The organism is Tenacibaculum sp. TB-53 (assembly GCF_059716285.2).
Map to the genome: position 1 here is coordinate 138473 of NZ_CM202790.1, position 14583 is coordinate 153055.

Consider the following 14583-nt stretch of genomic DNA (forward strand, 5'->3'; position numbering starts at 1 on the left):
ATGGTACAAGAATTAAGTCAAGACAATTTATCTGAAGTTGTTGCAGGTAATAAAAAAGTTGTAGTTCAGTTTTCAGCTTCATGGTGTGGTAACTGCCGTATTATGAAACCTAAATTTAAAAAGTTGTCTTCTGAGAATGAAGATATGGTTTTTGTAATAGCTGATGCCGAAAAATTTCCAGAGAGTAGAAAACTTGCTGATGTGAGTAACTTGCCTACTTTTGCTACTTATATTGATGGAAAATTAGTAAATCAAACTCAAACCAATAAGTTTGATGTATTGAAGGATTTAGTAAATGAAGTAGCTTAGTTATGAAATTACCAGTAATTAAACATTTAACTTCATTTATTGAAGAAAATGACCAAGATTATGTACTAGAAACTATTGAGACGCTTGAAGCTTTAACAGAGGTTCCATCGTTAAAAGATGAAGAGCTAGACGTTATAGGAGAGTTAATCTCTAATATGTACGGAGCAATTGAAGTTAATAAAATGATTAAAGATGGAACACCTAAAAAAGAAGCGTTAAATAATTTTATGAAACGTGTTTTAGGTTCGATTGATAAATAGTTACTTGTACGTATACAAATAAACAAAAACCTGAACATTTTCTAATGTTCAGGTTTTTGTTTTATACAAACTTTCGGTTGTAGTTTTTGCCTAATTTTACAGAATATTCAATAACACTTTTAATTACTTTTCTATGGTCGTTCTTGCGCCAATTGATATATAATTCTGTGCTTTCGGGTAGTGTAATAAACCGTATGTTCGTATTTAAAGAAAACTGATATGAGTAAGGTAAAATAGATATTCCTAAACCTCTACCAATTAAGTTTAATATCATACTCCCAAAATCAGATTCAATATGAGTTTGAGGTTCAAAACCATAAGTGTTAAAAATATTGCGTAGTAATGAGGAAAAATAAGTAGTATGATGTAAACCAGAAAGGATAAATTTTTCGTCTTTTACGTCTCTTAAATCAACAAAAGAATCTTCTGTTATCCAATGATCTTTTGGAACCACAAGGCAAACGGGTTCAGCATACAATCTTTCAGATAAAATAGAAGCATTTAGAACTTCATTTCTGCTAAAAGCAAAATCTATTTGATAACTAGAAAGTAATTTTTCAAGTGTAATATCAGTAGGCTCCATAAGTTCTACTTTTAAATCTGGTTTCTCTTCTGAAAATATTTTGAGTAATTCAGGTAAATAGTTGTAAGAGATAGAGCCAGGGTAGGCAATACTAACAAGTCCAGAAGAACCTTCATCAATTTTTTTAGCATGTTGATGTGTACGATCGAACTCGTCTAATAGAACATCCCATTTTTTTTTAAGGAATACACCAGCTTCAGTAAGTTTTACATTTCTTTTATCTCGCTCAAATAAAGTAATACCTAATTCTTCTTCTAAAGATTGAATTTGCCTACTTAATGACGATTGAGAGGTGTAAACTTTTTCTGCTGTTTTCCAAAAATGTAATTCTTCTGCTAGAATTAAAAAATATCGAATCTGTTGAATAGTCATTTTAATGCGTTTTTTGCATTAATCAGTCAAAAATAAGTATTTTTTAATAAAGAGAACTGCTGTTGCTTTGCATAAAAAACTTTGTAATCATTTTTAAAGAAGTAACGAAATGGGAATTGAGAATTTTATAGCATTTTTAGTAGCAACTATTCTTTTTGTTTTGACACCAGGAATAGAAACCGTCTTTTTAATTAACAAGTCAATTAGCCAAGGAAGAAGATCTGGTGTATATACTAGTTTTGGTTTAAACACTGGGGCTCTAGTACATACTTTGTTTGGAGCATTAGGTTTATCGATTATGGTAGCTAAATCAGCAATATTCTTTGCATTGATTAAGTATTTAGGAGCAGCTTATTTAATTTATTTAGGTGTAACAAAAGTGATGTCAAAAAAAGGGCTGATTGCTAATACAAACGAAGAACAAAAGAAAAATTCAGCAAAAAGCAGTTTTACATCAGGGTTTGTAACAAATATATTAAACCCGAAAGTTGCATTATTCTTTATAGCGTTCTTTCCGCAGTTTATAAGCCCAACAGAGATAGAAAATCCAGTTCCTTTTATAATAATGGGAGTAATTTATGCGGTAATGACTACCATTTGGTATTTGGTTTTAACATCGTTTGCTGGGATATTTTCAACTAAGATTAAAGAGAATGAAAGAATAGGGGTAAGGTTAAATAAAATTTCAGGTGTAATATTTGTATTGATGGGCTTACAGATAGCGTTTATGTAAAATTATAAACCGATAGCGATTATTATTTCGCTATCGGTTAAAAAATTATACGGCTAAATCGTCAGATTTTATTTTTTCTAATTCGTTTTGTTTCTGTTGTAATAAAGCAAAACCAAAAGTTAAAACACCAACTCTTCCTATGAACATTAGAATAATTATGAGGAATTTGCCTAGGTTTGATAAGTCCCCAGTAATTCCAGTACTTAATCCAACGGTGCCAAGAGCAGAAGCAACTTCAAACAATATTTTGTCAAAAGAGAAGCTTTCACTATATGAAAGTAAAAAAGAGAATAAAAAAATTAAACTGGTATATAACATAAAAGTAGAGGTTGCTATGTAAATTCTATCAAAAGGTATAATCCTGTTTAAAAACGTAATCTTTTTCTGTCCTAATAATCTACTTTTTAATATAGAAATCATTGCTGTTAAAGTTGTGATTTTCATTCCTCCAGCTGTTCCAGATGGTGATGCACCTATGTACATTAAAAAAGTAAGTAGTAATAATATTGGTAAAGAAAAACCACCAATAGGTACAGTATTAAAACCAACTGTTGTCATTGCAGACATTGTTTGAAAAAAAGAAGTCATTAACGAATGGTTGGAGTTTAGGTTTAAAGAAGATTCTGATAGGTACGTAAGTAATGTTCCTGAAAGTAATAAGAATATAAATCCGTAGACAATAATTTTTGTTGTGAAGGATATTTCTTTAGTCTTTCCAGAAAGACGATACCATAAATCGGTAACAACAATAAAACCTAAAGAACCTGCTATAGCTAAAATAGAGATTGTTGTATTTATAAAAACGTTATCGTGGTATTCTTCAAAGCCATTGTTGAATAAACCAAAACCCGCAGTGCAAAAAGATGAAACGCTATGGAAAATAGCAAACCAAATGGCTTTTAAGTTTTGCATACCAGAATTGGTAAAAGCAATATAAAACAGTATAACTCCAATAGTTTCCATAATTAAAGTAAAGACAATAACACTTTTAATAAAATCTTTTATTTTAATACTATTAGGTAACGTAAATTCAGTTCCTAATAATTTACTATGCCAATGCGTTATTTTTTTTGTGATAAATAACAAGTAGTAGGTTGTTAGTGTCATGTAGCCAATTCCACCAATTTGTATGAGCATCATTATAATAAACTGTCCGAAGAAATTATAGGAATCAAAAATACTGATAGTAACTAGCCCTGTAGTTGATATTGCTGATGTTGAGATAAATAGATTGTCCAAAAAAGATACATCTGCTTTATGAAACAGAGGAATTGATAGTAAAATAAAACCGATAAAGGTATATAAGAAGAATCCCCAAACTAAATTCATTTGAGGTGTTTTGCTAATTTGGAATTTTTTATACCAAATAGATAGCTTTTTGTATGTATTATTTTTCATTTTTTTTAAGTAAAATAACGGCTAAGTATTTCGTTACTTTTATAATTGAAGTTTTTTTTAGTATCTGTAGATAGGTAATACTAAGTAACAAATTTAATCAATTAATAGATGAAAAGGAAATGTAAAAGAATCTTACTTCTTATACACTATATAGTAGATTTGTATATAGGTAGTGAGGAAGAATTATTTAAAAATGTGTTAGTTTAGTTATGATTTCTTTATGTTGTGGGAATAGTTGTATTAACTCTTCTCTTTTAGGTAAAACAAAATCGTTGAAGTCAAACCCAGGAGCAACAGTACAACCAGTAAAAGCATATGAGTTTTCTTTACTAACTTCAGCAGCAAACCAGTAACCAGCCGGAACTACAAATTGTGGTTGCTCATCATTTTCTATATTATTTCCAATCAATACAAAAGAATAGTTTCCTTTGGGAGAAATCATATGTAGTTTTAAGGTACTTCCTTTATAAAAATGCCAAATTTCATCTTGATTGATTTTATGAAAGGCAGAAAATTTTTCAGAAGTTAATAAAAAATAAATACAAGTACTGTAATTTCTATCACCTACAAAGTTAGAATTTAAGTGTTTGTTTTTAATAATTCCGTTGCTTCTATAGGTTTCTTTATAAAATCCACCTTCAGGATGTTCCGTTAAGTCAAACTTTTTAATTATTTGTTGAGCTGTCATTTTCTTTTTGTTCGTTAACTTTTTTAATAATGGCTTTTAAACGTTCTTTAGTACGTTGTTTTTCCAAACGAAGTTTGTTTTCTTTCTGCTTCATTAAGCGTGTATGTTTCGCTTTGTTTACAGTATTTTTAGCTTTTCCTTTTTTAGGCATTATGCTTGCTTTTTAATCTAGAGATAATAATACTGAGCCAAGTAAAACCTAAAATTAGGAATAATATAGCTCTCCAGTCTTCAAATCCATTCAATATAGCTCTTAGAAAACCAAGAAGAGACATAATTATAGGCAGAATTGCTGATTTACTTTGTTTATTATTACTTATCAAAAGTAATCCTAAAAAAGTTAAGAATCCGTTTAATATCAATACAAAAAAACCAAAATCAAACCCAAACTTTTCCTTGCTGTAAAAGCTAATAATATAAGTTATAATAGGAGCCATTAAACAAATGATAGGAACTAACTTGTCTTTTATGTTTAATTTAGTAAACAGTCCGAAAGCATATAAACCTAGTAACGGCCCGTAAGTATAACCAGCAAATTGGAATATTTTAGCAATTACACTCTCATCAGCAATAAAATATTTAAAAATTAAGATAGTAGCCACTAAAATAAATGAAAACAGCACATGAATTTTCTTTCGTGTTTTTTCTCTTTCTTGCTCATTATCTTTTTTATCAATTTCAAGAATATCAATACTAAAAGAAGTAGTTAACGAAGTTAAAGCACTATCAGCACTTGAGTATGCTGCTGCTATTAAACCGAGAAGGAAGAATAGGGAAGTAGCTATACCTAAATCACCACTCATAGCTATGGTAGGAAATAAGTTGTCTTTATGAGCGTTTAGTTCATTTACTGTAGCGTAATCAGTTAACAGGATTCCTAAAGCTAAGAAAAAGAAGTTAACAATAACGAGTACTATAGTAAACCAAAACATGTTTTTTTGAGCATCTTTTAAATTGCGGCAAGTCAAGTTTTTTTGCATCATGTCTTGATCTAAACCTGTCATCACAATTGAAATAAAAGCTCCTGAAAAGAATTGTTTCCAAAAATAGTTACCAGCCTTTACATCGTCAAAAAAGAAAGTTTTAGATAAGCTATTGTCTGTTACATACGAAAACAAATTATCAATTTGCATTTCATCTTTTATCATTACAATACAAACTCCAACAGCAATTAGCATAAACAACGTTTGTAAAGTGTCTGTCCATACAATAGTTTTTATGCCTCCTTTAAAAGTATATAGCCATATAAGTAAAATGGTAATTGTTACTGTTACCCAAAACGGAATTCCATAAGCATCAAACAAAATTAACTGTAATACATTTGCCACTAAAAACAAGCGAAAGGCAGCACCAATAGTTCTTGAAAGTAAGAAAAAAGAAGCCCCAGTTTTGTACGAATATCTACCAAAACGTCCTTCTAAATAGGTGTAAATTGAAGTTAAATTTAATCGGTAATAGAGTGGAAGTAGTACCAATCCAATAACGGCATAACCTAATACGTACCCTAGTACCATTTGCATATAACTCATTTTGTCACCTTCAACCCAACCAGGAACCGAAATAAAAGTAACTCCAGATAATGATGCTCCAATCATACCAAAGGCAACTAAATACCAAGGAGATGAGTTGTTTGCTTTAAAAAATGTTTGATTGTTTGCCGATTTACCTGTGATGTATGAGATAAGAATTAATACACCAAAATAGGCTAAAATAAGGAGTAGTATATGTAACGGTTGCATATAGTTAAATTATGAATTACGAATGTACTAAAATTATCAATCGTAATTCATAATTAGTGTTGTCTAAGAAAGCTCAATAACGACATCTTCTGTTTTTCTACGAACTTTTTTTAAGTCTTTCATGTAGTCATCTTCTGCTCTAAAACCAACAGGTAATACTAAAACTGATTGTAAGTTGTATTTATCTAATTCTAAAATTTCATCATATTTTTCAGGAACAAAACCTTCCATAGGGCAGCTGTCAATTTTTTCATTTGCAGCAACAGTCATTAAGTTTCCTAAAGCAATATATGCTTGGTTTTTCATCCAATGGAACAATACTTCAGGAGATTTATTCTCTATATCGTTAGTTAAAAACTCTTTGAAAGGATTTAAAACTTCATCGGGTGTGTTTCTTATGTCTTTTACTAATTTAAAATAGCTCTCAACATCTTTAGTAGTAAGTTCTTTTGGGGTACACAATACCAATAAATGAGAAGCCTGTGCAACTTGGTGTTGATTCCAAGAATGTGCCACCAATTGTTGTTGTAAATCTTTGTTTTTAACCACAACCATTTTTACAGGTTGTAATCCATAAGAAGTAGCAGTTAAATTAAATGCTTCTTTTAAAAGATTAATTTGTTCTTCGGAAAGAAATTTATGCTCGTCAAATTTTTTAACAGCGTAACGCCATTGTAAATTTTCTATACTATTCATGTGGTTTAATTTTTACTCGATAATTGAGAGTTAAAATACTTCAAGGTTTATCTCTAAATTAAAAACGTGCCCTTACATTGTTATCCTGTAAGTTTACCTATAGTAATTTATTTTGACAAAAATAGAAGAATAAAAAGTAGTCTAAAAATACTTCGAATAATTAATATTGATAGTATCATAAAAATATTTTGTACATTGAAAATAAAAAAATGTATGAAAGAAGAGTTCTTGCACTTTATTTGGCAGTATAAACTATTTAGCAAAGCAAATTTAATATCAGTAAAAGGAGAAATCGTTGAAGTATTAAACACAGGGAGTCATAATACGAATTCAGGACCTGATTTTTTGAATACAAAATTGAAGATTGATGGGCAGCTATGGGTTGGAAATGTTGAAATTCATATAAAGTCATCAGATTGGTATGCGCATCATCATGAAAAAGATGTGAATTATGATGCGGTTATTTTACATGTTGTGTGGGAACATGATTCTGATGTGTTTATGAAAAATAATCATCCATTACCAACGGTTGAATTACAAAAAATTGTTCAAGAAGATGTATTGGTAAATTATAGAAAATTGTTTTTAAAAGAACGACGATGGATTCCTTGTGAAAAGCAGATAGGAGAAATCAATTCTTTTTTATTAAATAACTGGTTAGAACGTTTGTATTTTGAACGATTAGAGAATAAATCGGTGGTAATAAAAGAGCTGTTACAAAAATCAAATAATGATTATGAAGCGGTGTTGTTTCAGTTATTAGCTAAGAATTTCGGATTGAAAGTTAATGGAGCAGCCTTTCTAGAACTAGCACAATCGTTTGATTTTTCTGTATTACGTAAAGTTCGATTTAACGAAGAGCAGCTATCTGCTTTACTGTTTGGACAGGCAGGTTTTTTAGTTGATGAAATAGAAGAGAGTTATTATGAGCAACTTAAAAATGAGTATGTTTACATAAAGCACAAATACAGGCTACAATCATTAATAAAACATCGTTTTCAATTTTTTAGAATGCGCCCCAATAACTTTCCTACGATTAGAATAGCGCAATTAGTGGCTTTATATAATAAATATGAAAGCTTATTTTCAAGGTTAATGGATGTAAATAAAATAGAGGGTTTTTATAATTTATTTACAGTTGAAGTAAATGAGTTTTGGAAAACTCATTATACGTTTGGTTCTGAGTCAAAAAAATCAGTTAAAATACTTACAAAATCATTTATTGACTTGTTGATTATTAATACAATTATTCCTTTAAAGTTTGTTTATGAACAAGCTAGAGGAGAGGTTAATGAAGAAAGTTTGTTAAAATTGATACAACAATTACACCCAGAAAAAAATTCAATTATAAATAAGTTTGATGAGTTAAAAATTAAAGCAAAAAATGCTTTTGAATCTCAGGCTTTATTAGAGTTGAAAAATAATTATTGCCAAAACAAAAAATGTTTAAGCTGTAATGTTGGGAATTTTATTTTAAACAAATAATGTAAATAAAGCATGTTAAATTATTTAATTAATAAATGATATATTTGCGTAAAAAATTTATAATAATGAAAAAAATATTAATTGCTATTGCATTAGTGTCTACTATTTGTATAGGTTGTAAAGACGACAAAAACTCAGAAAACAAAGGAGGTACTTCAACAACTGAAAAATCTATTAGTGAAAAAGAAGAAAAGTCTACTTCAGCAATTTGTTTATTAGATAAATTATCTATTAGAGAAAGTGCTTCTGCAAAAGGGAAATGGATAACTTCTATTAGTTTAGGAGAAAAAGTAACCTTAACAGGAGAAGAAACTATAGATTCTGTTTCTAAGAAAGAGTATTACAAAGTAAAGTTGATTGACGGAAAAGAAGGATGGACTAGATCTACCTTTTTAGCTGTTAATGGTAAAGTGGGAGCTATGTTAGAAGAGGCAGTAGTTTACAAAAGGCCAGATTTACTTACTAAAACAGAAAAAAAGTACAGCGTTATGGATATTATTGCTGTGACTGAAACTCAAGGCGATTGGATTAAAGTTAAAGGAAAAAGATCTGAAGGGAAGTATATAGAAGAAGGTTGGGTAAAAACTTCTAATATTACAAATGATCAAGTTGATATAGCAACAGCTAAATTTGCAGGAATAGCAAATACTCAACCAACAATGACAGAAAGAATAAAGGCATTGAAAGATGTTATAAATAATTCAGATCTATCTTCTTCTAAGTTTATCCCAGTTATAGAGAATAAAATAGAAGATTACGAGTCAAAAAATCAGCCTTTAGATACGCAGGAAGCAGAAGCGGCTACTGAGGCGGTAGCAGAAAAAGTAGCTGAATAATTATATAAAAAAGCGAATAAAAAAACGATTTTAGAATATTCTAAAATCGTTTTTTTTATTTTAATTATTTTAAAATTAATTATTAATACAAACTCTTGAATTTAGAAGGGTTTGCTTCGTTCATAATTTCGTATACTTTTTCAAAAATATCTTCTGCAGATGGTTTAGAGAAGTAATCTCCGTCGGTACCATAAGCAGGTCTATGTGCTTTTGCTGTTAATGTTTGTGGTTTACTATCTAAATGTCTATAACCATTTTGATTTTCAACAATTTCTTGTAATAAATAAGCTGAAGCTCCTCCAGGAACATCTTCGTCAACAACTAATAAACGATTTGTTTTAGCCACTGATTTAACTGTATCGTGATTAATATCAAAAGGTAATAAACTTTGAGCATCTACAATTTCTACATCTATACCTACTTGTGCTAAATCTTTAGCAGCTTCTTCAACAATTCGTAGGGTAGAACCATAAGAAACAATGGTGATATCGTTTCCTTCTTTGATAGTTTCAACAACACCAATTGGAGTTTTAAAATCTCCTAAGTTTGTTGGTAATTCTTCTTTTAAACGGTATCCGTTTAAACATTCTACGACTAAGGCAGGATCATCTCCTTCCAATAAAGTGTTATAGAACCCAGCGGCTTTAGTCATGTTACGAGGAACTAATACATGAATACCTCTAATATTGTTTATAATTCCACCCATTGGTGAACCTGAGTGCCAAATTCCTTCTAAACGATGCCCACGAGTACGGATAATTAAAGGAGCTTTTTGTTTACCAAACGTACGGTAACGTAACGTAGCTAAATCGTCACTCATAATTTGTAAAGCATACAGTAAATAATCTAAATATTGAATCTCAGCAATTGGGCGCAAACCACGCATTGCCATACCAATACCTTGACCTAAAATAGTCGCCTCACGAATTCCTGTGTCAGAAACACGTAACTCACCAAACTTTTCTTGTAAACCTTCTAACCCTTGATTAACATCACCTATATACCCAGCATCTTCCCCAAAAATTAACACTTCAGGGTGTTTTGCTAAAATAGCATCAAAGTTATCACGCATAATAATACGTGCATCTACCATATTTTTTTCAGAAGCATAGGTTGGAGCTTCGGCAGAAATATTTTCAGTAGCTAATTCAGTTTCACTTAATAAATGAGCTGAATATTTTACAGCAGCTTTATCAATTGAAGTTTTAATAAAGTTTTGAAGTGCAGTTTTTTCAGTGAAATCTTCATCTCTTAAGTAACGTAACGTTTTACGTGCTGCTACTAAAATATCTTTTCTGATAGGTTCAGCAATTGCCGCTAAATCGTTTTTGTATTTTGAAATGAAAGAACCGTTGTTACTTTTTTGTGCAATGGTATCTAACAAAGCAATAGCTTCGGCTACTTCTGCTTTTATTTCGTTTGTATATGCGCTCCAAGCATCACGTTTAGCTTTACTAACTTCTTTTTTCGCTTCTTTTTCAATATTGATTAAATCTTCTTCAGAATCAATAAATTTTAAAGTCTCTCCATCTTCATTTTCTAGTTCAAATTCTAAAATCCACTTACGCATTTGAGCAATACAATCAAACTCTTGTTCCCATTGTAAACGTTCTTTCGATTTGTAACGTTCGTGAGAACCTGAAGTAGAGTGTCCTTGAGGTTGTGTTAATTCTTTTACATGAATTAATACAGGTATATGTTGCTCTCTAGCAATTTTAGAAGCTTTGTTGTAAGTGTCAATTAACTGAACATAATCCCAACCATTCACTACGAAAATTTCATACCCATTACTTTCATTTTCACGCTGGAATCCTTTTAATATTTCTGAAATACTTTCTTTAGTAGTTTGATGACGTGCATGAACTGAAATTCCGTACTCATCATCCCAAACATTCATTATCATTGGAACTTGTAAAACACCAGCAGCATTGATAGTTTCAAAAAACAATCCCTCACTTGTACTAGCATTACCAATAGTACCCCAAGCAACTTCGTTACCGTTGATTGAAAAGTTAGTATGCTTTTCTAAACCTTTAACATTTCTATAGATTTTAGATGCTTGTGCTAATCCTAATAAACGAGGCATTTGTCCTGCAGTAGGAGAGATATCTGATGATGAATTTTTTTGAGCGGTTAAATTTTTCCAGTTACCGTTTTCATCTAAAGAATGTGTTGCAAAATGTCCTCCCATTTGACGACCGGCAGACATAGGCTCAATATCAATATCAGTATGTGCGTATAATCCTGCAAAAAATTGTTGTGGAGTTAATTCTCCAATAGCCATCATAAAGGTTTGGTCACGATAATAACCTGATCTGAAATCTCCATTTTGAAAAGCTTTAGCCATAGCTAACTGTGGTACTTCTTTACCATCTCCAAAAATTCCAAATTTAGCTTTACCTGTTAAAACTTCTCTTCTTCCTAATAAACTACATTCTCGACTAATACGAGCAATTCTATAGTCCTTTAAAACTTCATTTTTAAAATCTTGAAAAGAAAGCTGTTGAGTATTAACTATTTCGGTATTTTGCGTCATAATCATCTAATTTAGGTATGGTTACAAAGATAGGTTTTTTAGTTGATATTTAAAAATTTCTATTTTCGTTGAATATTCTTCAAAAAAACAACTAAAATAAAGTAATTATTGAGATATTTATAATACACCTCTTCTAATAAAATTATAAATTCTATCAATATCTGTTGTAATGATGAATCTAATTTTTGAAGGATAGGCTCTTTTATTGATTTCAAAACCTTCATTGGTGTAAATAGGAAGATAAAATTCAAATATTTCAGGAAGGAAGTTCAATCGAATACCGTTTTCATAAAAAAACTTTGGAGAGGTATTTTTGTTTTTTAACATGGCAACGTCATTATAAATTTCTGCCCACTTCCATACGCTTACACTGGTATTAATAGATGTTATAAGCTGATTAGCAAAGTATGGTTCTTTAAATTTAGATTTAAAACCTCCTTGACCAACGACAAACTGCTGACTAAAGATACCTTCACTTTCTGAGCGACCAAATAAATTTTGCTCAAACAAGTAATCATTTCCGCGATTTAATCCAAAGCTAAAGTAATTTCCTTCTGTTTTGTTTGATAAGAAGAGTCCGCCAAAAAATCGGACTTCAAAACTTTCATTAGCAGTAAAGAACTTTCTATAACGAAAATCGGTTGAAATTTTACTGAAATTAGAGTTTATTTCAAGGTTAGCAGCATACTGTATTCTGCGTATAGCATCAAATTTGTTGTTGATATAGCGAAGGTTAAAAATATTATACTTGTCTTGATCACTCTGAGTATTGTTAGGTTCAACTTCTTTATTAATACTAACCATTCGAGCTATTAAAAATTTTGAACCTATATCGCGGAGTGTATTTCTTCTAAATTGAAAATTAATAAATGGACTTAAAGTATTATACCCTAATTCAGGTGCGTAATGAAAGTTACTTCCTGAAATTCCATATCGTATTTTATAAATCTTAGAGTCTCTTAAAAAATGATTATATGCTACAGAAAAAGATCCTGTAAAGTTTCTACTTTTTAGACTATAGTTTGGGGTTAAACTAAATTGAAAATTATGATTAACCAGTGATTTATTATTTATATTTACTCCAAGTATTAAACCATCATACAAATTATACTTAATATCAGGATAATAAAATAACTGATTATAATAGGGGTTTTCAAAATCTTTAAAAAAACGAAATTGGAGAGGCTTGCTTATAAAGCTATTATTTACATTTCTAAAATTGTTAAGAGAGTTAAATTCAGGATAGTTGTTTTCATAGTTTAAAGCTAGTTTATTGAAGTCGCCTCTTTTAATTTTAACTGTTTTGGTAGAGTCTATATTAGTAATCCAAGTTTTAAATTTTATATCTTTATTTTGGATGCCATATAGTGCAACAGGAGCTTTAAACGTTCTTTTATTTTTAATTGTAACAATTAGAGAGTCTTTATTTTTGGTATAAGCTACCTTTTTTATTTTGTAATCAATTTTTTTATCGGTAGTAAGATAATCTCCAAAGAACCATTGCAAATCTTTTGAAGTGTTTTTTTGAAGTATATGAGCAAAGTATTTACTACTTGAGGGCTTTAATTGATTTTGAATATAAAATTCTTTTACTGATTTTTTTAAAATACTATCGCCTACAAAATCGTGTAAATACTTAATACCTAAACCTGCTTTGTATTTACTAACAACTTTTCTGTTAAAATTAGAAAGAGAATCACTAGAGGTTATTAAAGATTGATCGTAAAATTTTCGAGAGCTAAACTGATATACTAGAGGGTATTTGTCATTCTGCTTTAATTGAGCAATGTTATATGTTTTTATTGGCCAATACTTAGAGTATTTTCCTAGAAAAGTAATTTCAGGATAGTATTTTTTTACATACTCCATCATTAAAAAAGTTTGCAAGCCATCAGTAAGCCAATAATCTTTTCTTGGGTTTTGAATAATAATATCGTCGAAATATTTCTGGGTAAGAGCTTTAAAGAACCCAGTTTCCCATCTAAAGTTTTTAGGGAAAGGTTTCAACCAGCTTGGAAGCCCATAAATTTCATGTAATGAATTTTTATTAATAGTTCGAGAATCTACAAAAATTTCAGGATGAGGGTGTTTACCTATAAAGTTTTCTATAAATTGTATTTGTTTATTTATAATTTTGGTAGTCTCTTCATTCGTGATTTTTTTAAGATAGGCATCAGTTTTAATTTCTTTATCTTTTAGCTTAAAAGATTTAAAAGTTTTAATAGTGTCAATATGGAGTATAATATCCTTTTTTTGGGCGCCAACTAAATAATAGTTTGTATAGCTATTGTGTTCAGTTTTATATTGATACAAATTACTTTCAATATGATAACTCTTAGGAATATCTATAGAAATAGAGTAATTAGAGAGCTCCTCGTATAGATCGTCTAAATTTAAGTTACTCATCAGTTGCCATTTTTTATCATATACGGCAGGAGTTAGATACCAAAAACGTAAATGGTATCCAGTTTTTGTTTTTCCATATCCTGTATATTTTGCATTTGGAATTTTCACAGAATATGAGGTACGTATTATTAAGCTGTCTTTTGGTTTTAAAGGTTTGTTGAGTAGTACTTTAATAATATCTTGTTGATTTTTATTCTCTTTGAATGAAACTTGTTTAAAGTTAACAGTTAAGTTTTTTATTTTACTGTAGCCTCTATCTTTTTCTTTTGAAAAGTAAAAGTTTTTTTTGTAATCTTCAATAAACCGTTTTGCTAAGGGAGTATCATCGTTTTTATAACCATTTGCCCAGTTATGTAAAAAAATATAATCTAGATTAGAAGAAGAGTGATTGTAAAAAGTTGTTTTTTGTAGAATATGAATAACATCGTTGCCTATATCTAATTTAGCTTTTATTTCAACAGAGTTTTCTTGTGCTACTATTTTAAAGCAATACAAGATGGAAGTACATACTAAAAGGAGTATTTTCTGTTTCAATATTATAT

At 29.8% G+C, this 14583-nt stretch carries 13 protein-coding genes; 5 read left to right on the forward strand and 8 right to left on the reverse strand.

The annotated features are described in order from the left end of the window. Both AC3VJB_RS00680 and AC3VJB_RS00685 read left to right on the forward strand, forming a co-directional pair. Positions 1 to 309 carry a thioredoxin family protein gene (locus AC3VJB_RS00680; protein ID WP_047790074.1) on the forward strand — a complete coding sequence of 103 codons (309 nt, stop codon included), beginning with the start codon at positions 1 to 3 and terminating at the stop codon, positions 307 to 309. A gap of 2 nt (positions 310 to 311) precedes the next feature. Beyond that, entirely contained in the window at positions 312 to 569 is a 258-nt protein-coding gene (locus tag AC3VJB_RS00685) for a DUF6952 family protein (RefSeq protein WP_047790075.1), read from the forward strand. Positions 570 to 630: 61 nt separating this feature from the next. Here AC3VJB_RS00685 and AC3VJB_RS00690 read toward each other — a convergent pair whose 3' ends face one another. After that, a complete protein-coding gene (locus AC3VJB_RS00690) occupies positions 631 to 1524 on the reverse strand; it encodes a LysR family transcriptional regulator (protein ID WP_047790076.1) in 894 nt (297 codons plus the stop codon). Between the two features lie 109 nt (positions 1525 to 1633). Here AC3VJB_RS00690 and AC3VJB_RS00695 point away from each other — a divergent pair, with 109 nt between their 5' ends. Then, positions 1634 to 2257, forward strand: coding sequence for a LysE family translocator (locus tag AC3VJB_RS00695; RefSeq protein WP_497666624.1), 624 nt, complete (start codon positions 1634 to 1636; stop codon positions 2255 to 2257). Positions 2258 to 2302: 45 nt separating this feature from the next. On the opposite strand, the gene AC3VJB_RS00700 is transcribed toward AC3VJB_RS00695, so the two are convergent. From AC3VJB_RS00700 to AC3VJB_RS00720, 5 genes are all read right to left on the reverse strand, one after another. Continuing rightward, on the reverse strand, positions 2303 to 3655 hold the full coding sequence (locus tag AC3VJB_RS00700; RefSeq protein ID WP_159493720.1) for a TrkH family potassium uptake protein: 1353 nt from the start codon (positions 3653 to 3655) through the stop codon (positions 2303 to 2305). A 187-nt stretch (positions 3656 to 3842) separates the two neighbouring features. Then, positions 3843 to 4343 (reverse strand): cupin domain-containing protein, encoded by a 501-nt coding sequence (locus AC3VJB_RS00705; protein ID WP_047790079.1) that lies wholly within the window; start codon positions 4341 to 4343, stop codon positions 3843 to 3845. After that, positions 4321 to 4494 carry a hypothetical protein gene (locus AC3VJB_RS00710; protein ID WP_164505159.1) on the reverse strand — a complete coding sequence of 58 codons (174 nt, stop codon included), beginning with the start codon at positions 4492 to 4494 and terminating at the stop codon, positions 4321 to 4323. The genes AC3VJB_RS00705 and AC3VJB_RS00710 overlap by 23 nt, the downstream gene beginning before the upstream one ends. Beyond that, a complete protein-coding gene (locus tag AC3VJB_RS00715; protein WP_083574845.1) occupies positions 4487 to 6082 on the reverse strand; it encodes a sodium:solute symporter in 1596 nt (531 codons plus the stop codon). Before AC3VJB_RS00715 ends, AC3VJB_RS00710 begins: the two co-directional genes overlap by 8 nt. A gap of 63 nt (positions 6083 to 6145) precedes the next feature. Beyond that, positions 6146 to 6778, reverse strand: a complete 633-nt coding sequence (locus AC3VJB_RS00720; protein ID WP_497666625.1) for an NAD(P)H-dependent oxidoreductase — start codon at positions 6776 to 6778, stop codon at positions 6146 to 6148. A gap of 213 nt (positions 6779 to 6991) precedes the next feature. On the opposite strand from AC3VJB_RS00720, the gene AC3VJB_RS00725 reads away from it, so the two are divergent. Both AC3VJB_RS00725 and AC3VJB_RS00730 read left to right on the forward strand, forming a co-directional pair. Further along, a complete protein-coding gene (locus AC3VJB_RS00725; protein ID WP_497666626.1) occupies positions 6992 to 8263 on the forward strand; it encodes a DUF2851 family protein in 1272 nt (423 codons plus the stop codon). 65 nt (positions 8264 to 8328) lie between these two features. Further along, positions 8329 to 9099, forward strand: coding sequence for an SH3 domain-containing protein (locus AC3VJB_RS00730; protein ID WP_159613822.1), 771 nt, complete (start codon positions 8329 to 8331; stop codon positions 9097 to 9099). A gap of 82 nt (positions 9100 to 9181) precedes the next feature. On the opposite strand, the gene AC3VJB_RS00735 is transcribed toward AC3VJB_RS00730, so the two are convergent. Both AC3VJB_RS00735 and AC3VJB_RS00740 read right to left on the reverse strand, forming a co-directional pair. Continuing rightward, positions 9182 to 11635, reverse strand: coding sequence for an alpha-ketoacid dehydrogenase subunit alpha/beta (locus AC3VJB_RS00735; protein ID WP_437823982.1), 2454 nt, complete (start codon positions 11633 to 11635; stop codon positions 9182 to 9184). Between the two features lie 117 nt (positions 11636 to 11752). After that, on the reverse strand, positions 11753 to 14575 hold the full coding sequence (locus tag AC3VJB_RS00740; RefSeq protein ID WP_437823984.1) for a gluzincin family metallopeptidase: 2823 nt from the start codon (positions 14573 to 14575) through the stop codon (positions 11753 to 11755). Positions 14576 to 14583: the final 8 nt, after the last annotated feature.

Bases quoted from the DNA above. Each gene is read 5' to 3' on its own strand.
- AC3VJB_RS00680 (WP_047790074.1), top strand. From the start codon at position 1: ATGGTACAAGAATTAAGTCAAGACAATTTATCTGAAGTTGTTGCAGGT.
- AC3VJB_RS00685 (WP_047790075.1), top strand. From the start codon at position 312: ATGAAATTACCAGTAATTAAACATTTAACTTCATTTATTGAAGAAAAT.
- AC3VJB_RS00690 (WP_047790076.1), bottom strand. From the start codon at position 1,524: ATGACTATTCAACAGATTCGATATTTTTTAATTCTAGCAGAAGAATTA.
- AC3VJB_RS00695 (WP_497666624.1), top strand. From the start codon at position 1,634: ATGGGAATTGAGAATTTTATAGCATTTTTAGTAGCAACTATTCTTTTT.
- AC3VJB_RS00700 (WP_159493720.1), bottom strand. From the start codon at position 3,655: ATGAAAAATAATACATACAAAAAGCTATCTATTTGGTATAAAAAATTC.
- AC3VJB_RS00705 (WP_047790079.1), bottom strand. From the start codon at position 4,343: ATGACAGCTCAACAAATAATTAAAAAGTTTGACTTAACGGAACATCCT.
- AC3VJB_RS00710 (WP_164505159.1), bottom strand. From the start codon at position 4,494: ATGCCTAAAAAAGGAAAAGCTAAAAATACTGTAAACAAAGCGAAACAT.
- AC3VJB_RS00715 (WP_083574845.1), bottom strand. From the start codon at position 6,082: ATGCAACCGTTACATATACTACTCCTTATTTTAGCCTATTTTGGTGTA.
- AC3VJB_RS00720 (WP_497666625.1), bottom strand. From the start codon at position 6,778: ATGAATAGTATAGAAAATTTACAATGGCGTTACGCTGTTAAAAAATTT.
- AC3VJB_RS00725 (WP_497666626.1), top strand. From the start codon at position 6,992: ATGAAAGAAGAGTTCTTGCACTTTATTTGGCAGTATAAACTATTTAGC.
- AC3VJB_RS00730 (WP_159613822.1), top strand. From the start codon at position 8,329: ATGAAAAAAATATTAATTGCTATTGCATTAGTGTCTACTATTTGTATA.
- AC3VJB_RS00735 (WP_437823982.1), bottom strand. From the start codon at position 11,635: ATGACGCAAAATACCGAAATAGTTAATACTCAACAGCTTTCTTTTCAA.